Raw genomic sequence first — 18,264 nt, 5'->3', positions numbered from 1 at the left:
TAGTGGCAAATTATAGAGGTGGGAGAATTAACGAAGAATTTAAACGTGAGATAAGTAATTTAATTCAAAATGAAATTAAGGATCCCAGAATTACAGCTATGATTTCAGTGACTGATGTTAAAGTTACTAAGGACCTAAGATATGCTAAAGTATATGTAAGTATATTCTGTAGTAGCGAGGATGAAAAGAAAAATAATTTAGACGCATTAAAAGGTGCAAGTGGATTTGTAAGAAAAGAAGTAGGGCGCAGAATAAACTTAAGGCATACTCCAGAAATATTATTTGAAATAGATGATTCAATAAACTACGGAATGCATATGGATGAACTAATACAAAGGATCAGTAAAAAAGATGAATAGTATTAAAGATGTAAAAGAAGAAATTTTAAAAGCAAATAAAATTGGATTATCATTTCATGCATCACCAGATGGGGATGCAACGGGAAGTGCACTTGGATTATTAAATGGATTAAGACAATTAAATAAGGATGCCTATATTATATCAAGAGACGTTATCTCAGATAACCTCTCTTTTCTTCCTTTAAGTGAGACTATAGATAAAGAAATAACTAAACCTACAAATGATACGGATTTAGTAATAATATTAGATTGCGGAAATGTAGAAAGAATAAGTGCTGATTTAACTTATTATGATGGAAAGATAATTAATATAGATCACCATGTATCTAATGAGATGTATGGCTTTATAAATTATGTGGATACAAAAGCAGCTGCAACTAGCGAAATAGTATATTTATTATTAAAGGAAATTGGTATAGATTTTACATCACAATGTAATGAGATAATAAATATAGGAAAATGTATTTATACAGGTATAGTTACAGATACAGGATCATATAGGCACTCAAATGTTACACAAAGAACTCATGAAATATCAAGTGAATTGATTGCACTTGGTGTAGATAATTCTAAAATTCACAGTAATCTTTTTGATAATAAACCGTTTGATAAAGTTAAATTAATGGGATGTGCTTTATCAAATATAGAATTACAACTTGATGGTAAGGTATCTGTTATTGAAATAACAAAAAATATGATAGATGAATTGAATCTTCCAAATACGGATACTTCAGATATTATTTCAATAGGTCTTTCTATAAAAGGTGTGGAAGTAGCACTTTTATTAAAAGAAGTAGATGAAGGAGTAAAAGCAAGTTTAAGATCAAAAAATAATGTTGATGTTAGAAAAGTTGCTGAAAATTTTGGGGGCGGCGGACATGTAAAAGCAGCAGGGGTTATGCAGAGGGCTGTTACTTTAAAAGTTGCTAAAGAAAATCTTCTAAAAGTATTAAAAGAACAAATGAAGTTATAATTATGAAATGGAAGTCAGCATATGAATGGAATATTAAATATATATAAAAACAAAGGCATGTCTTCTTTTGATGTGGTTAGAAAAGTTAAATTTGTAGCAAAGGAAAGAAAAGTTGGGCATACGGGAACGTTAGATCCAGAGGCAACAGGGGTTTTACCGGTTTGCCTTGGAAAAGCTACAAAGATAATCGACTATATTATGAATTCAAATAAAGTATATGAAGTAAAGTTTTTATTAGGTATAAAAACTACTACTTATGATTTAGAAGGAGAAGTAATAGAAAAAAAAGACATTTCCAATATAACTCATGAAGATGTTCTATCTGCTATTGAATACTTTGTTGGTGAATATGATCAGGTTCCGCCAATGTATTCTGCACTTAAGAAAAATGGTGTAAGATTATATGATTTAGCAAGACAAGGCATTGAGGTAGAAAGAGAAGCAAGACGAGTAAATATACTAGATATAAATAATATAAAGATAGAATTGCCATATGTTTCTATGAAAGTAACTTGCACCAAAGGTACATATATACGTAGTCTTTGTTATGACATTGGGGAAAAATTAAATGTTGGAGCAACTATGTGTGAATTAAACAGATGCAGTACATCTGTTTTTTATGAAGAAAATAGTGTTAACATTGATGAGTTAAATGAAGAAAATATTAATAATAATTTAATTACAATAGAAGAAGCACTTTCGTTTTATCCAAAACTAACTGTTAAAAGTTCATTTACAAAACTTCTTATAAATGGAGTAAAAGTATTTGATAAGAGATTAACTAATGAAAAAGTTGAAAAAGATGTTTTATATAGAGTTTACGATGATAAAGAAACATTTATAGGTCTTGGAAAACAAGATAATGAAGGTTTTAAGATAGTAAAATTATTACTTTAAAATTAGGAGCATAATTATGATTGTTATAGATAACTATTCCGAAAAGATATTAGAATCGAATAATTATGTGGCCCTTGGAAGCTTTGATGGTCTTCATAAGGGGCATCTATCTCTTATTAATAAAGCTGTAGAAGTTGCAGAAAAGAAAAATGGGAAAAGCATGGTATTTACTTTTAAAAATCATCCTAGATGTTTTATGGATAGAGGTTTTTGCTCAAAACTTATCATGGAAAATGAAAAAAAGATAGAAATTCTAGAAGATGAGAAAGTAGATATATTATGCTTTAAAGATTTTGACACAGAGTTTATGAAATTAACACCAAAAGAATTTATACAGTTATTAATAGACAAGTATAATGCTAAAGGAATTATAGTGGGATTTAATTATAAATTTGGCTATAAAAATTTGGGGAATGTAAAGTTACTTGAAGAACTTAAAGAGATATTTAATTATGAATTGTACGTTATTGATAAATGTTTATATGATGGTGATGTTATAAGCAGTACTAGAATTAGAAATTTAATTTTAGAAGGAGATGTTTCTGAAGCAGCAGAAATGCTTTCTAGACCATATTCATTAACTGGGGAAGTAGTTCATGGAAGAAAGATTGGAAGAACTATGGGGTTCCCAACAGCTAACTTAGATATAAATAAAAATTTAATTTTACCTAAAGTAGGTGTATATTATACTAATGTTAAGGTGAATAATAATATATATAAAGGAATTACTAATATAGGTAATAATCCGACAGTTAATGGAAAGAAAATAACTATTGAAACATATATATTAGATTTTGATGAAGATATATATGGTGAGCATATAGAGGTTAGTTTCATTAAGAAAATTAGAGATGGAAAAAAATTCAATGGCTTGCAAGAGCTTAAAGAAGAATTAGAGAGAAATAAAGAATTCGCTAGAAATGAGAAACTATATATATAGTATTTGATAATTTAGTTTACAATAATCTTTACTTTTGTTATAATACAAAAGGAACCTAATCCTAAGTTTAAAGGTGCCGTCTTTATACTTGGAGTTAGGCGATAATATATAAATACGCGGAGGTACTTATAATGGATAAGGCAAAGAAATTAGAAATAATCAAAAAGTTTGGAAGAGATGAACACGATACTGGTTCTCCAGAAGTTCAAGTAGCATTATTAACTGAAAGAATAAATGCATTACAAGAACATTTCAAAGTTCATAAGAAAGATCACCATTCAAGAAGAGGTCTTTTAAAGATGGTTGGTCAAAGAAGAGGTCTTCTAAACTACTTAAGTAAACAAGATATCGAAAGATACAGAGCTTTAGTTAAAGAATTAGGTTTAAGAAGATAATTTCAAGAGCGGAGGTTTCCGCTCTATTATTTTAAAATAATTAAAAATTTAATAATATTTTAATACCTAAAAAGGAGGTATGTATTACATGAATAATGTATTAACAACTGAAATTGCTGGAAAAGAGCTAAAAGTTGAATTTGGTAAAGTGGGAATGTTATCAAATGCGGCAACTTTTACAAGCTATGGTGATACAGTAATTTTAACAAATGTAAATGCATCTGAAGAGCCAAGAGAAGGAATTGATTTCTTTCCTTTAAGTGTTGAATATGAAGAAAGATTATATGCCGTAGGTAAAATTCCAGGTGGATTTATAAAAAGAGAAGGTAAACCATCAGAAAAATCAATATTAAATGGTAGAGCAGTTGATAGAACTATACGACCTTTATTTCCAAAGGGTTACAGAAATGATGTTCAAGTAGTATGTACAGTTGTATCAGTTGAAAAAGATGTACTACCAGAAATCTTAGCAATTAATGCAGCATCGCTTGCATTATGTCTTTCAAGCATACCATATACAATCCCAGCAGCAGCAGTTCAAGTAGGACTAATAAATGGTGAATTTATTACAAATCCAGATTCAGAAGGTAGAAAAGAAAGTACACTTCATCTAACAGTTTGTGCTACTAAAGAAAAAGTTATGATGATAGAAGCTGGTGGAGATGAAATTCCAGAGGATATAATGATTGCAGCAATCAAATATGGATTTGATGAATGCCAAAAAATAATTTCATTCCAAGAAGAAGCAATGGCTAAGTTTGGTAAGAAAAAAGATGAGCCTGAGTTTTATAAGGTGGATGAAGAAGTAGAAAAAGATATAAAAGAGTTTGCTCAAGATATGGTTTATGAAGCAATGCATATCACAGATAAAGATGAAAGAAATGCAGCTATTGATGCCATAAACGAGAAAGTACAAGAAGAATTTGGCGAAAAATATGCTGAAAAATTAGCAGACATAAAGGAAGTTCTTTACACTATGCAAAAGAAAGTAGTAAGGAATATGCTTTTAAATGAAAAGCGCAGACCAGATGGAAGAGCATTTGATGAAGTAAGGCCACTTGGATGTGAAGTTGGGATACTTCCAAGAACTCATGGAACAGGTTTATTTACAAGAGGATTAACTCAAGTTATGACTGTTGCAACACTTGGATCAATAAGCGAAATACAAATTTTAGATGGTATTGATGAAGCTGAATCTAAGAGATATATACATCATTATAATTTTCCAGGATACAGTGTTGGAGAAGTTAAGCCATTAAGAGGTCCAGGAAGAAGAGAAATAGGCCATGGAGCTTTAGCAGAAAGAGCACTTGAACCATTAATACCAAGTGAAGAAGAATTTCCATATACTATTAGATTAGTATCAGAAGTATTAAGCTCAAATGGTTCAACATCACAAGCTTCAGTTTGTGGTTCTACTTTAGCATTACTTGATGCAGGTGTACCAATAAAAAGACCAGCAGCTGGTATAGCAATGGGACTTATAACTTCAGAGGATTGTAGTCAAGAACAAGTTTTAACTGATATTCAAGGCATTGAAGATTTTTTTGGAGATATGGATTTTAAAGTAGCAGGTACTACTGAAGGAATAACATCAATTCAAGTTGATACAAAACTTCAAGGATTTAGTTTTAATGTTGTAGAAAATGCTATAAGAGATGCAAGAAAAGCTAGACTTACAATACTTAAAAAGATTGAAGAATGTATCCCTGAACCAAGAAAAGATGTTTCTATATATGCGCCAAAAACTGAAACTATGAAGATTGATCCAGAGAAGATTAGAGATGTAATTGGTGCTGGTGGTAAGGTTATTAATAAAATAATAGCTGACACTGGTGTGAAAATAGACATTAAAGAAGATGGAACTGTATTTGTAAGCTCTGCAGATCATGATGGAGTTAATGCTGCTATGAAGATAATAGAAGGATTAACTAAAGAAGTAGCAGCAGGCGAGGTATACTTAGGAAAAGTTACGAAAATAACTACATTTGGGGCTTTTGTAGAAATATTACCTAATAAAGAAGGATTGGTTCATATTTCTAAGTTAGCTAAGGAAAGAGTCGAAAAAGTGGAAGATGTTGTTTCAGTTGGAGATGAAATTTTAGTTAAAGTTACAGAAATAGATAATCAAGGACGAATTAATCTTTCAAGAAAAGATGCTTTATTAGATAAAGAAAAAAAAGAAGATAAATAGAGAAGGGCAATCTATATTGCCTTTTTTTTATAGAGTGGAGGCATAAAATATGTATAATACTTATACCTTAAAAAATGGATTAAGAGTTATAACAGAAAAAATAGATCACCTAAATTCAATTAGCGTTGGAGTTATGGTTCAAAATGGCTCTAGAAATGAAATTGAAGAGCTTAATGGAATATCGCATTTTATTGAACATATGTTTTTCAAAGGCACAAATAAAAGAAATGCAAAGCAAATAGTAGAAGATATTGAGAATGTCGGGGGTCAAATTAATGCATTTACAAGTAAAGAGGGTACGTGTTATTATGTTAAAGCTCTAAATACTCATTTAGATGTATCTTTAGATGTAATTTCTGATATGCTTCTAAATTCGAAATTTGATGAAGAAGAAATAGAAAAAGAAAAGGGTGTAGTAATAGAAGAAATTAATATGAGTCAAGATTCTCCAGAAGATGTTCTAGATGATACTCATTCAAAAGCATGTTTTGGAGATGATCCATTGGGAAGACCAATACTAGGAACTATTTCACATGTGAAGTCATTTACAAGAAAAAAAATATTAAACTTTATAAAAGAAAAATATACTCCTTATAATTCTGTTGTATCTATATGTGGCAATTTTGATGCAAAGGAATTAGAAGAGCTTTTAGAAAAATATTTTGGAAATTGGCATAGTGATGATAACTATTTACCTATATATAATGATGTCGAAATAGAAATAAATTCAGGATATGCAAATAAAGAAATAGAACAGTTACATATATCTTTAGGACTTAAAGGTTTACCTTATGGAGATGAAAATAACTACTCATTAGTATTGCTTAATAACCTGTTAGGAAATGGGGCATCTTCTATGTTATTTCAAAAGGTTCGTGAAGAATTAGGATTATGCTATTCTATAGGTTCTTATCTACAGCCATTTCAAGGTATAGGTACACTTAATATCTATGCCGGATTAAATAAAAACTTTGCTGAGAAAGCATTAGATGCAATAGATAAGGAATTAAAAGAGTTTAGTAAGATTGAAATATCTAAGGAACAACTTGCTATTAATAAAGAAAAGATTAAAGCTACCTATATTTTAGGATTAGAAAGTACTAGTTCTAGAATGTTTGCAAATGCGAAGACATACCTTTTTAGAAATATAGTAAGAACTCAAGAAGAGGTTCTAGAAAAAATAGATAAGATAGATGAAAGTAGCATAAAATATATTTTAGATACATGCTTTAAAAATGGAGTACTAAATGTTGCTTATGTTGGGCAGGATGTACAATATGAAAAGCTAAACTCAATAATATTAAGAAATGAAAAAGCTTATGATAATACTAAAGGAAGCAGTATCAATATATAGTTAACAGGAATAATATTCCTCCACTTATCATATAATCTATGAGAAGCGGAGGGATTTTTATGAGTGAAGAAAAAAAGGTTAAGTATCTAAGTGAAATAGAAAAATATGAGCTTATTAATGTTAATGATGGTGAGAAATATGATTATTTGCTAAATAATGATTTAATTATTGATGATGATGGCAATTTTAAATATTTAATAATAAACTTAAATGGTGGAAAGTTTAATTTTTTTAATAGTAAAGATTTTCTTGAAATACCATGGGATTGTGTGAAAAAAATAGGGGCTAGGACTATTATATTAGATGCAGATGATGATATAGTAAAGAAGGTAAAGCTATAATTTGGGAGGAATAGACGTGAGAATAATAGTACAAAAATTTGGTGGAACTTCAGTTTCTAGTGAAGAAAATAGGAAGAAAGTAATTGAAAAAGTTAGAATAGCTATCAATGAAGGGTATAGTCCTGTTATAGTAGTGTCAGCAATGGGCAGAAAGGGCGCACCATACGCTACAGATACATTACTTAACTTAATCAATGATAATTTTAAATACAAAAATAAGCTGGCTCAAGATTTACTTATGTGTTGTGGAGAAACAATAAGTTCAGTTGTAATGTGTAATGATTTATATGAGGCAGGAATAGAAGCTGTTCCACTTACTGGTGGGCAAGCAGGAATATTAACTGATAATAACTTTAGTGATGCAAAGTGCGTTAAGGTTGAGCCTAAAAGAATATTAGATATAATATCTCAGGGTAGGATACCAGTTGTTACAGGATTCCAGGGAATTAGTGAAAGTGGATATTTAACTACTCTTGGAAGAGGAGGCAGTGATACAAGTGCATCATTGCTTGGCGTTGCATTAAATGCTGAAATGATAGAAATATATACAGATGTTGATGGTATAATGACTGCTGATCCTAGAATAGTAAAAGATGCTTATTTAATTGATGTTATAAGTTACAATGAAGTATTTCAGTTAGCTGATCAAGGTGCAAAAGTAATTCATCCTAAAGCAGTTGAAATAGCAATGGAAGGCAATATACCACTGTTAATTAAAAATACAATGAGCGACTGTAATGGTACATTGATAAATAATTTTGGTGATAGAAAACATAAGAGGGTAATGTCAGGAATAACAAGTCAAGGTGATAGAATTCAAGTTTCAATTACTAAAGATGAGAATAAGGAAAATACAAAATATAATGATATATTAGAATTATTAGCTGCCAATAAGATAAGTTTAGATTTAATTAATATATTCCCAGATAAGCAAATTTTCACTATAAGTAAAGAGGATAGAAAACTTTTAGAAAATATATTAAAAAAAGCAAATTTAAAATTTAATATTATTGATGAGTGCAGCAAAGTTGCAGTTATAGGTTCTGGAATGAAAGGAATTCCAGGTGTAATGGCTAAAATAATAAAATCTCTAAGCGATAATAAAATAGAAGTTCTTCAAACTGCAGATTCACATATGACAATTTGGTGCTTAGTTCATTCAAAAGATGCAATAAATGCTATAAATATTTTACATAAAGCATTCTCTATTAGCAGCACAATATAATTTTTGAATGACTAGTTTACGTATAAAAAAAGGTCTCCTGTATAAAATAACAGTATTACAGGAGGTTTTTTTATGAGTAATAATGATATTTTAAATAGTAATAATGATGAAAAAATAAAAGAGACTTTAGAAGGGAAAGAAAAAATAAATTCAATAAAGGAATTAGGAAATACAATAAATAATAATCCAAATAAAAGTATACAGGTTTTGTCAATAATTGGTCAGATAGAAGGCCATTCAGTTTTACCACCACAGACTAAAGCAACAAGATATGAACATATAATTCCTCAACTTATAGATATAGAACAAAATGATGCAGTTAAAGGATTATTAATAGTCTTAAATACTGTTGGTGGGGATGTTGAAGCGGGGCTTGCCATAGCAGAAATGATAAGAAGCATGTCAAAGCCAACTGTTTCAATTGTAATTGGAGGCGGACATTCAATTGGAGTTCCTCTTGCAACATCATCAGATTATTCTTTTATAACACCATCTGCAACTATGATAGTTCATCCTGTTAGAATGAATGGCTTTGTTATAGGCGTACCACAAACATTTGAATACTTTAAAAAAATACAAGAAAGAATAAATGAATTTATAGTAAGAACTTCCAATATAAATATGGATGTACTAGAAAAGTTTATGGATCAAAGAGATGATTTATTAAATGATGTTGGCACAATGCTTATAGGAAAGCAGGCAGTTGAATGTGGACTTATTGATGAAGTTGGTGGAATAAGTGAAGCGTTATATAAACTTAAAAATCTTATAGGAGAAAAAAAATCTAAGTAAATATAATATGAGTTTATTTTTAAAAATTAATTATTAAAAAATATATAATTAAATTAATGTTTTAAATGGTTATAGAAAAAAATCTATAGCCCTTTTTTGCTTTTAATGTTATCTTATTTAGAGGGAAATAATTATCATATGTAGAAATAAGAGCATAGGGGTGATTAAATTTGGGTAAAAATAATAGGAGAAGTAATACCAAAAAAAATAAACAAAAAAATAATGATAAAGCAAATCCCGATATAGTTGGAATTATATATATGGCAACTGGACTTATTTTAGCTGTAGCTATATACACATCTTTAGCCGGTGTATTATCAAAACTATCTCAAAATATATCATATGCATTAATAGGAATTGGTTCATATACTTTACCTATATATTTATTATATTTTGGATTTCAATACATAAAAACGCGAGGCAATGTATCTTTAAAAAATAAAAGTTTTATAGGAATATCTTTAGTTGTTATTATAGTAATGTTAACTTGTGGAACAATAAATATTCAGTCATTACACGATCATAATGATTTTATGGCGAATATTAAAGCAATAGCCATAAATGAAAGTCATGTAATTCATGGGGGAATGTTTTCATATTTAATATGCTATCCTCTATATAAATTTGTAGGAACTGTAGGATCATATATATTATTTTTTGCACTTTCATTAATTGCAGTTATACTGATTTTTGATATAACACTATATGATTTAGGACTCACAGTGGCAAGTAAAAGTGAGCAAATAAGAAATAACAGAAGACAGAAAAGTGCTAAAATAGAACAAACAGATAATTCAAGAAAGAAAAAAGAAAGTACTTTTATAAATATTGTTGATAATAATGAAGAAGCTGCAGAAAAACATATAGAAAATAGAGAAAAGGAAGAGTTTTTACAAGGTGTTAATAGAAAAATAAAAATATTAGACTTCATGAAAAATTCTGAGGAAGAAGAGGATGATATTGCAGTTTTAGAAGAGCTAAACAGAAATAAAATAGAAAAATCTAATGATAATATTAACGCATTTATAGATGAAAATATGGATTCAGAAAAGAAAAGCTCTAGTAAAAAGAAAAATTTAGATAATGACGTTAAAGAAGTTGTAAATAAGGAAATAGAGGAACACATTTTAGAGCAAAGAGAAGAAAAAGAATATGAAATTCCAAGCTTAGAGTTATTAAAGGCTAATGTAAATATGAAGCTTAATAGTTCTGATAAAAAAGAATTAATAGAAAATGCAAATAAACTGGAAGAGATACTATCAAACTTTGGAGTTGATGCAAAAGTCATTCAAGTTACTAAGGGTCCGTCTGTAACAAGATTTGAACTTCAGCCGAGCCCTGGAGTTAAAGTAAGTAAAATTGTTAATTTATCAGATGATATTGCACTTGGTCTTGCTGCTTCTGGAATAAGAATAGAGGCACCAATACCAGGTAAAGCAGCTGTAGGTATAGAAGTACCTAATGGAAAACAAAGTCCGGTATTTTTAAGGGAAGTACTTGAAAGTGATGAATTCATTAATTCAAATAAAAAATTATCATTTGCCCTAGGTAAAGATATTTCAGGAAAATGTGTTGTTGGGGATTTAAGCAAAATGCCTCATACACTTATTGCTGGTGCAACTGGATCAGGTAAAAGCGTATGCATAAATTCTCTTATAATAAGTTTATTATATAAGTATAAGCCAGAAGAGGTAAAACTTCTTATGGTAGATCCAAAAGTTGTTGAACTTAGTGTTTATAATGGAATACCACATCTTTTAATTCCGGTTGTAACTGATCCTAAAAAAGCAGCAGCAGCTTTAAACTGGGCAGTTAATGAGATGACAAATAGGTATAAGTTATTTGCTGAAAAAGGTGTTAGAAATATGGAATCATATAATGATTTATATGAAAAGGGATCAATAGAAGAAAAGCTGCCTTATATAGTTATAATTGTGGATGAGCTTGCAGATTTAATGATGGTATGTCCAAATGATGTTGAAGATTATATTGGAAGACTTGCACAAATGGCTAGAGCAGCAGGTATGCATCTTGTTATAGCAACTCAAAGGCCTTCCGTAGATGTTATAACTGGTGTAATTAAAGCTAATATTCCATCAAGAATATCGTTTGCAGTTTCATCACAAATTGATTCTAGAACAATTTTAGACAGTTCAGGTGCAGAAAAACTTCTTGGAAAAGGAGATATGTTATATTATCCAGTTGGTGAAAATAAGCCTTTAAGAGTTCAAGGATGTTTCATTTCAGAAGAAGAAGTTGAAAATGTTATTTCTTTTATAAAGAATGATCAAGGTGATATCAATTATAAAGAGGATATAATTGAACATATTAACAATACAGCAGATTCTAAAAATTCAATAGCTGGAGAGAATGATAGTGATGTAGATGAACTTCTTGATGAAGCAATAAGAATTGTTGTTGAATATGAGCAGGCATCAACTTCTTTTCTTCAAAGGAAACTTAGAGTAGGCTTTAATAGGGCTTCTAGAATTATGGACCAATTAGAAGAAAGGAAAATTATTTCTGAGAAGGATGGAAGCAAGCCAAGACAGGTATTAGTAAAGAGAGAACAACTTTTTGATGATGGAGATAATTTTGAAGAATAGAGCACATAAAAAGTTAAATTTTTATGTACATAACTATTTTTTATAAATATGAATATCGTTTTGTAGTATAATAATTTGTGGAAAAGAGAGCTACTTGTAATTTATAATTATAATTTGTTATAATTATAAATCAGTAAAACGCAGGAGGAAAAAATATTGAAAAGTAATTTGGAAATTGTTAAGGATCCTATAAAAAATAGAGATTCTTCAAATAAATACAAAGTTGGTATGGTTAGTCTTGGATGTGATAAAAATAGAGTTGATTCAGAGATTATTCTTGGAAACATGAGTAATGACTATATAATAACTAATAATCCAAAAGACGCAGATATTATATTAGTTAATACATGTGGTTTTATAGAAAGTGCAAAACAAGAATCAATTGATACAATACTTGAAATGGCAGAATATAAGAAAACATATAGATGTAAACTTTTGATTGCTACAGGATGTCTTACTCAAAGATATGGGGAAGAGCTTGGAAAGCTTATACCTGAAATAGATATTATGCTTGGAGTAAATGATTATAACAAGCTGAATGAATTAATTACTGCATTTATTAATGAAGATAAAAAATCATTAGAGTATGTAAATTATTCTGATGATTTCATTAATGAGGGAAAAAGAATACTTACAACAAAGCAATCAACTGCATATATAAGGATAGCAGAAGGTTGTAATAATTTTTGTACGTATTGCATAATCCCTAAAATAAGAGGAAAATTTAGAAGTAGAAAATTAGAAAACATAATAAATGAAGCAAAAGATTTAGCATCTCAGGGCGTTAAAGAGATAATTTTAATAGCACAAGATACAACTATGTATGGAACAGATATTTATGGAAAACAAAACCTTCATGAATTATTAAGAGAGTTAAGTAAAATTGAAGAAATTAAATGGATTAGACTTCTTTATTGTTATCCAGAAGAATTGTATGATGAACTTATTGATGAAATAGGTAATAATAATAAAGTTGTAAAATATATAGATATACCTATACAACATATTAGTAACCATGTATTAAAGCTTATGGCAAGAAAAACAACTAAAGAACATATAATGGATAAAATAAAAATGTTAAGAACAAGAGTTCCAGAAATAATAATAAGAACTACTTTTATAGTAGGATTTCCACAAGAAACACAAGAAGACTTTGAAGAGATAACAGATTTTCTTGAAGAATTTAAACTTGATAAAGTAGGTGTATTTACATATTCTCAAGAAGAAGATACAGCAGCAGCAAGAATGGTAGGACAAATAGAAGAAGAAATTAAAAAGGTAAGAGAAGAAAAATTAATGCTTACACAAAAATGTGTTTCAGAAGAATTAAATAAATTGAAAATAGGAAAATACTATGATATTCTTGTAGAGGGATATAATGGCGAATATTATCATGGAAGAAGCTTTGAAATGGCTCCTGATATAGACGGAAATATATTCTTTAAAAACAATGATAATGCAAATATAGAAATTGGATCATTTGTTAAAGTTAAAATAATAGAAAATATGGATTATGATTTAATAGGAGTTGTTGTAAATGAATCTTGCAAATAAGCTGACATTGATTAGAATTTTTCTAGTTCCAGTATTTTTGATATTTCTTGCAGTAAAAGGAATACCATATGGAACTTTTATAGCTACTTTTATATTTATATTAGCATCATTAACAGATAAGTTAGATGGATATATAGCAAGAAGTAGAAATCAAATCACTAATTTTGGTAAATTTATGGATCCACTTGCAGATAAATTATTAGTTACTTCTGCTTTGATTTCATTAGTTGAATTACAAGTTATACCAGCATGGGCGGCTATAATAATAATAGCACGTGAATTTGCAGTATCTGGACTAAGATCTATTGCTGCTGCGCAAGGAAAAGTAATTGCAGCAAGCTGGTGGGGAAAAATAAAAACTGTTATACAAATAATAGCAATAATATTATTACTTTTACAAGTAAATATAGGAGATTCATTATATTTAACAAAGTTAGTATCAAATAATGCATTTTGGGCAGTATTTTTTGCGAATGTTCCAAAGATAATGCTTTTAGCAGCTGTAGTAATTACTATAATATCAGGATATGAATATTTCGTTAAAAATAAAGAAGCATTAACTACAGATAAATAATTGTTTAAGAATTAAGAGACATGGATATAATTTTATTTAAAGCGGCTATTTCTAATAAGTGAAATAGCCCTTTTAGCAAATTAATAAAAGAAATTTATTGACTATAAAATTTTATTAAATTATAATTATATACAGAACATAAGTTCGATTGAAAGGAAGGATATATTATGGGAAAGATAGATGCAGACAAATTAAAAGCAATTGAGAGTGCTATGGGCCAAATTGAAAAGCAATTTGGTAAAGGGTCAATAATGAAACTTGGAGAACACAATGTACTAAATATAGATGCAATTTCAACTGGGAGTTTAGATTTAGATATAGCACTTGGAATTGGTGGAGTTCCAAAGGGAAGAATTATAGAAATATACGGACCAGAAAGCTCAGGTAAAACTACTGTAGCGCTTCATATAGCAGCAGAAGCTCAAAAGAAAGGTGGAGCAGTTGGATACATAGATGCTGAACACGCATTAGATCCAATGTATGCACAAAGATTAGGTGTAGATGTAGATAGCTTAATAGTATCTCAACCAGATACAGGAGAACAAGGTCTTGAAATAGCAGAGGCGTTAGTTCGTTCAGGAGCTATAGATGTTATTGTAGTTGACTCTGTTGCTGCATTAGTTCCCAAAGCAGAAATAGAAGGTGAAATGGGAGACTCTCATATAGGTCTTCAAGCAAGACTTATGTCTCAGGCCTTAAGAAAACTTGCAGGTACAATTAATAAAACTAATTGTGTTGCTATTTTTATAAACCAATTAAGAGAAAAGGTTGGAGTAATGTTTGGATCTCCAGAGACTACTACAGGTGGTAGAGCATTAAAATTCTATGCTTCAGTAAGACTTGATATAAGAAGAATAGATTCAATAAAGCAAGGCGATGCTATAATTGGTAATAGAACAAGAGTGAAAATTACTAAAAATAAAGTGGCTCCACCATTTAAACAAGCAGAATTTGATATTATGTATAATGAAGGTATTTCAAGAACAGGTAATGTAGTTGATGTAGGTGTTAAAGAAGAGATAATTCAAAAGAGTGGAGCATGGTTCTCTTATGGAGATATAAGACTTGGTCAAGGTAGAGAAAATGCAAAAGCTTATTTAAAAGATAACCCAGATGTTGCATTAGAAATAGAAAATCAAATAAGAAAAAAATATAATCTTAAAGAAGCTGAGCCAATGCCAGAAGTAACTGAAGTTGCAGTAGATAATACTGAAGTAGTTAAGGAAGATAGTAGCGAAGCAAATAAAGTAGATAAAGAATAAGAAAATAGTTAATTATTGTAGAAATCTTAATAAGTTAAATATAATATAAAATTAAATAAACAAGTAAAATATAGCTGTATACATAATTATGTATACAGCTATATTTTTCTAATAAGGACTCGTAAATAAAAGCATGGAGTATATAATCAATATTTGGGCAAACTTGACATAATTTTATTTTTAATATAGAATAAAAAGGAATACTGGTTTATCATATTCGTAATGCAGTGAGAAGAGTATGACACCTTACTATACTTTCTTATTAATGATAAATAATGAGAATTTAATAAATTAGGAGGTGTTAATATGAATCCAGTATATTTGATATTAATAGATATAGTTATTTTATTAGTATTGGGAATAGTGGTTTATAAAACAATTCAACAAGCATCAAAGAATAAGATAGAAGCACTTGAAAAAGAATCAAAAGAAGTGCTTGAAAAAGCAAAAAAAGATGCAGAAGCTATGAAAAAGGAATCAATTCTTGAAGCCAAGGAAGAGCTTCATAAATTACGAAGTGATTTTGACAAAGAATCTCGTGAAAGAAGAAATGAAATTCAGAGACTTGAAAGAAGAGTAATTCAAAGAGAAGAAGCACTTGACAAGAAAAGTGAACTTATTGAGAAAAAAGATGAAACATTAAATCAAAGAATGCTTGAAGTAGAAGAAATAGAAACAAAAACAAAGGAACTATTTCATGAAAGAAGAGCTGAACTTGAGAAGATTTCATCCCTTTCTAGCGAGGAAGCTCGTGAAATCCTTTTAGATGAAGTGAAAAAAGAAATTACACATGATACTGCTTTAATGATAAAAGATATTGAAAGCAGAGCTAAAGAAGAAGCAGATAAAAGAGCAAGGGAAATAATTACAAATGCTATTCAAAGATGCGCGGCAGATCATGTGTCAGAAACCACTGTACAGGTTGTTGCGTTACCTAATGATGAAATGAAAGGTAGAATCATAGGTAGAGAAGGTAGAAATATAAGAACCTTAGAAACATTAACAGGAGTTGATTTAATAATAGATGATACTCCAGAGGCAGTAATTCTTTCTAGCTTTGATCCAATTAGAAGAGAAGTGGCAAGATTAGCCTTAGAAAAGTTAATTGTGGATGGTAGAATACATCCAGCAAGAATCGAAGAGATGGTTGAAAGAGCAAAGAAAGATGTAGAAAACAATATTAAGGAAGAAGGGGAACAAGCAGCCCTGGAAACTAGTGTACATGGACTACACCCAGAAATAATAAAACTTGTTGGTAGATTAAAGTACAGAACAAGTTATGGTCAAAATGTTTTGAAACATTCAATAGAAGTTTCAAATTTGGCAGGACTTATGGCATCAGAACTAGGTTTAGATGTTGCTTTAGCTAAAAGAGCAGGTTTATTACATGATATAGGAAAAGTTGTAGACATAGAAGGCCCTCATGCATTAATAGGAGGAGACCTTGCAAAGAAGTATCATGAATCACCATTAGTAGTCAATGCTATATCAGCTCATCATGGGGATGTAGAAATGATATGTTTAGAATCAGTGCTAGTTCAAGCAGCAGATGCTATATCAGCAGCAAGGCCTGGTGCGAGAAGAGAAACATTAGAAGCTTATATTAAGAGACTGGAAAAATTGGAAGAAATAGCAAATTCGTATGAAGGTGTAGAAAAGTCATATGCAATTCAAGCTGGTAGAGAGATAAGAATTATGGTTAAACCAGAAAAAATTGATGATGCTGGTACTGTTGAATTAGCACGTAATTTAGTAAAGAGTGTTGAAGAACAGTTAGAATATCCAGGTCAAATAAAAATCAATGTTATTAGGGAAACTAGGGCAGTTGATTTTGCTAAATAAGTATTTAGGAATGCACTTTGTTATAAAACAAGGTGCATTTAATTTTTTTGCTAGAATATATATTATAATGGATAAATTTTCTTTTAAGTTAATTTTATTAAAATTTTTCTATGAAAATTAAAGGATTCTAGAGACATATATAGAATATAGTTAATGTAAACGATATGCATAATAAATTCTAGGAGGAATAACAGTAATGGAAGTATTAAAGGTATCAACTAAATCAAATCCAAATTCAGTAGCAGGAGCATTAGCTGCAATAATTAAAGAAAAAGATATTGCAGAAATTCAAGCTGTAGGAGCAGGAGCAATAAATCAAGCGGTAAAAGCAATAGCTATTGCAAGAGGTTTTATAGCTCCAAGTGGAAAAGACATAGTTTGCATTCCGGCTTTTACAGACATACAAATAGATGGAGAAGAGAGGACAGCCATTAAATTAATTGTTCAACCACGCTAAATAGTGGGAGGGAAATTAATTAGTATAAGTAGTAATTTTAGGTTGAAATTATTTATAAAAACGTTTATACTATAATAGTTAAATGCTATATTTATTAATTTTTTATAAAGAGGTGTATATTAATGATAGCAAAAGAAGTTTGTGTAAAAAATTCATCAGGTCTTCATGCTAGACCAGCAACATTATTAGTAAAGAAGGCTTCATCATTCAAGTCGGATATTAGCATAGAATTTAATGGAAAAAAAGCTAATGTTAAGAGCTTAATTGGTGTTTTATCTTTAGCTGTAACTAAAGATGCTGTAATAAAAGTTGTTGCTTCAGGAGATGACGAAGCTTTAGCAGTTGAAGAGATAGTTAAATTAGTTGAAACATTAGAAGACTAATTTATATACAAAAAGGTTTCATATTGAAAAATATGAGACCTTTTTGTTTTATATAAAATTTGTAATTAATAAGATTTAACATGGTTTTAAAGATATTAAATAAAAAAATTGAAAAT

The 18,264-nt window shown here is 29.5% G+C and carries 17 protein-coding genes; all 17 read left to right on the top strand.

The window, feature by feature from the left end; translation table 11 throughout:
* Window positions 1–2: 2 nt before the first annotated feature.
* The 17 genes from rbfA to BN2920_RS15620 all read left to right on the top strand — a co-directional run bounded on the left by rbfA (window position 3) and on the right by BN2920_RS15620 (window position 18,148).
* Entirely contained in the window at window positions 3–359 is a 357-nt protein-coding gene (gene rbfA, locus BN2920_RS15700; protein ID WP_058295921.1) for a 30S ribosome-binding factor RbfA, read from the top strand.
* On the top strand, window positions 352–1,332 hold the full coding sequence (locus BN2920_RS21505) for a DHH family phosphoesterase (protein WP_058295920.1): 981 nt from the start codon (window positions 352–354) through the stop codon (window positions 1,330–1,332). Before rbfA ends, BN2920_RS21505 begins: the two co-directional genes overlap by 8 nt.
* A gap of 21 nt (window positions 1,333–1,353) precedes the next feature.
* Complete coding sequence (truB, locus tag BN2920_RS21500) at window positions 1,354–2,229, top strand: tRNA pseudouridine(55) synthase TruB (protein WP_058295919.1); 876 nt, start codon at window positions 1,354–1,356, stop codon at window positions 2,227–2,229.
* A gap of 16 nt (window positions 2,230–2,245) precedes the next feature.
* On the top strand, window positions 2,246–3,169 hold the full coding sequence (locus BN2920_RS15685; RefSeq protein WP_058295918.1) for a bifunctional riboflavin kinase/FAD synthetase: 924 nt from the start codon (window positions 2,246–2,248) through the stop codon (window positions 3,167–3,169).
* A gap of 131 nt (window positions 3,170–3,300) precedes the next feature.
* Window positions 3,301–3,564: a 30S ribosomal protein S15 gene (gene rpsO, locus BN2920_RS15680; RefSeq protein WP_058295917.1), complete on the top strand. Its 264-nt coding sequence runs from the start codon at window positions 3,301–3,303 to the stop codon at window positions 3,562–3,564.
* A gap of 88 nt (window positions 3,565–3,652) precedes the next feature.
* A complete protein-coding gene (locus BN2920_RS15675; RefSeq protein ID WP_058295916.1) occupies window positions 3,653–5,758 on the top strand; it encodes a polyribonucleotide nucleotidyltransferase in 2,106 nt (701 codons plus the stop codon).
* A gap of 49 nt (window positions 5,759–5,807) precedes the next feature.
* Window positions 5,808–7,112: a M16 family metallopeptidase gene (locus BN2920_RS15670; protein WP_058295915.1), complete on the top strand. Its 1,305-nt coding sequence runs from the start codon at window positions 5,808–5,810 to the stop codon at window positions 7,110–7,112.
* Between the two features lie 59 nt (window positions 7,113–7,171).
* Window positions 7,172–7,453 carry a YlmC/YmxH family sporulation protein gene (locus BN2920_RS15665; RefSeq protein WP_058295914.1) on the top strand — a complete coding sequence of 94 codons (282 nt, stop codon included), beginning with the start codon at window positions 7,172–7,174 and terminating at the stop codon, window positions 7,451–7,453.
* A gap of 16 nt (window positions 7,454–7,469) precedes the next feature.
* Window positions 7,470–8,678 carry an aspartate kinase gene (gene dapG, locus BN2920_RS15660; RefSeq protein WP_058295913.1) on the top strand — a complete coding sequence of 403 codons (1,209 nt, stop codon included), beginning with the start codon at window positions 7,470–7,472 and terminating at the stop codon, window positions 8,676–8,678.
* Window positions 8,679–8,750: 72 nt separating this feature from the next.
* Complete coding sequence (locus BN2920_RS15655) at window positions 8,751–9,470, top strand: ClpP family protease (protein ID WP_058295912.1); 720 nt, start codon at window positions 8,751–8,753, stop codon at window positions 9,468–9,470.
* Window positions 9,471–9,640: 170 nt separating this feature from the next.
* Complete coding sequence (locus BN2920_RS15650) at window positions 9,641–12,076, top strand: FtsK/SpoIIIE family DNA translocase (protein WP_058295911.1); 2,436 nt, start codon at window positions 9,641–9,643, stop codon at window positions 12,074–12,076.
* A gap of 228 nt (window positions 12,077–12,304) precedes the next feature.
* The gene (rimO, locus tag BN2920_RS15645) at window positions 12,305–13,630 is read left to right on the top strand and encodes a 30S ribosomal protein S12 methylthiotransferase RimO (RefSeq protein WP_083498936.1); all 1,326 of its coding nucleotides are present in this window, start codon (window positions 12,305–12,307) and stop codon (window positions 13,628–13,630) included.
* A complete protein-coding gene (gene pgsA, locus BN2920_RS15640; protein ID WP_058295909.1) occupies window positions 13,614–14,204 on the top strand; it encodes a CDP-diacylglycerol--glycerol-3-phosphate 3-phosphatidyltransferase in 591 nt (196 codons plus the stop codon). Before rimO ends, pgsA begins: the two co-directional genes overlap by 17 nt.
* 167 nt (window positions 14,205–14,371) lie before the next feature.
* A complete protein-coding gene (recA, locus tag BN2920_RS15635; protein ID WP_058295908.1) occupies window positions 14,372–15,466 on the top strand; it encodes a recombinase RecA in 1,095 nt (364 codons plus the stop codon).
* Window positions 15,467–15,772: 306 nt separating this feature from the next.
* The gene (gene rny, locus BN2920_RS15630; RefSeq protein WP_058295907.1) at window positions 15,773–17,308 is read left to right on the top strand and encodes a ribonuclease Y; all 1,536 of its coding nucleotides are present in this window, start codon (window positions 15,773–15,775) and stop codon (window positions 17,306–17,308) included.
* A gap of 196 nt (window positions 17,309–17,504) precedes the next feature.
* Complete coding sequence (locus tag BN2920_RS15625; protein WP_058295906.1) at window positions 17,505–17,765, top strand: stage V sporulation protein S; 261 nt, start codon at window positions 17,505–17,507, stop codon at window positions 17,763–17,765.
* Window positions 17,766–17,887: 122 nt separating this feature from the next.
* The gene (locus BN2920_RS15620) at window positions 17,888–18,148 is read left to right on the top strand and encodes an HPr family phosphocarrier protein (protein ID WP_058295905.1); all 261 of its coding nucleotides are present in this window, start codon (window positions 17,888–17,890) and stop codon (window positions 18,146–18,148) included.
* Window positions 18,149–18,264 lie beyond the last annotated feature (116 nt).

The sequence above is a fragment of the Clostridium neonatale genome (assembly GCF_001458595.1).
GTDB lineage: Bacteria > Bacillota > Clostridia > Clostridiales > Clostridiaceae > Clostridium > Clostridium neonatale.
The sequence above is the reverse complement of the archived record's forward strand: the minus strand, read 5'-3'. Positions and strand labels throughout refer to the sequence as shown.

What these genes read in the sequence shown, in the direction of transcription:
- BN2920_RS21505 (WP_058295920.1), top strand. Translation starts at nt 352, where the DNA reads ATGAATAGTATTAAAGATGTAAAAGAAGAAATTTTAAAAGCAAATAAA.
- recA (WP_058295908.1), top strand. Translation starts at nt 14,372, where the DNA reads ATGGGAAAGATAGATGCAGACAAATTAAAAGCAATTGAGAGTGCTATG.
- rimO (WP_083498936.1), top strand. Translation starts at nt 12,305, where the DNA reads ATGGTTAGTCTTGGATGTGATAAAAATAGAGTTGATTCAGAGATTATT.
- BN2920_RS15625 (WP_058295906.1), top strand. Translation starts at nt 17,505, where the DNA reads ATGGAAGTATTAAAGGTATCAACTAAATCAAATCCAAATTCAGTAGCA.
- BN2920_RS15620 (WP_058295905.1), top strand. Translation starts at nt 17,888, where the DNA reads ATGATAGCAAAAGAAGTTTGTGTAAAAAATTCATCAGGTCTTCATGCT.
- BN2920_RS15670 (WP_058295915.1), top strand. Translation starts at nt 5,808, where the DNA reads ATGTATAATACTTATACCTTAAAAAATGGATTAAGAGTTATAACAGAA.
- pgsA (WP_058295909.1), top strand. Translation starts at nt 13,614, where the DNA reads ATGAATCTTGCAAATAAGCTGACATTGATTAGAATTTTTCTAGTTCCA.
- BN2920_RS15675 (WP_058295916.1), top strand. Translation starts at nt 3,653, where the DNA reads ATGAATAATGTATTAACAACTGAAATTGCTGGAAAAGAGCTAAAAGTT.
- rpsO (WP_058295917.1), top strand. Translation starts at nt 3,301, where the DNA reads ATGGATAAGGCAAAGAAATTAGAAATAATCAAAAAGTTTGGAAGAGAT.
- BN2920_RS15685 (WP_058295918.1), top strand. Translation starts at nt 2,246, where the DNA reads ATGATTGTTATAGATAACTATTCCGAAAAGATATTAGAATCGAATAAT.
- BN2920_RS15665 (WP_058295914.1), top strand. Translation starts at nt 7,172, where the DNA reads ATGAGTGAAGAAAAAAAGGTTAAGTATCTAAGTGAAATAGAAAAATAT.
- BN2920_RS15655 (WP_058295912.1), top strand. Translation starts at nt 8,751, where the DNA reads ATGAGTAATAATGATATTTTAAATAGTAATAATGATGAAAAAATAAAA.
- rny (WP_058295907.1), top strand. Translation starts at nt 15,773, where the DNA reads ATGAATCCAGTATATTTGATATTAATAGATATAGTTATTTTATTAGTA.
- truB (WP_058295919.1), top strand. Translation starts at nt 1,354, where the DNA reads ATGAATGGAATATTAAATATATATAAAAACAAAGGCATGTCTTCTTTT.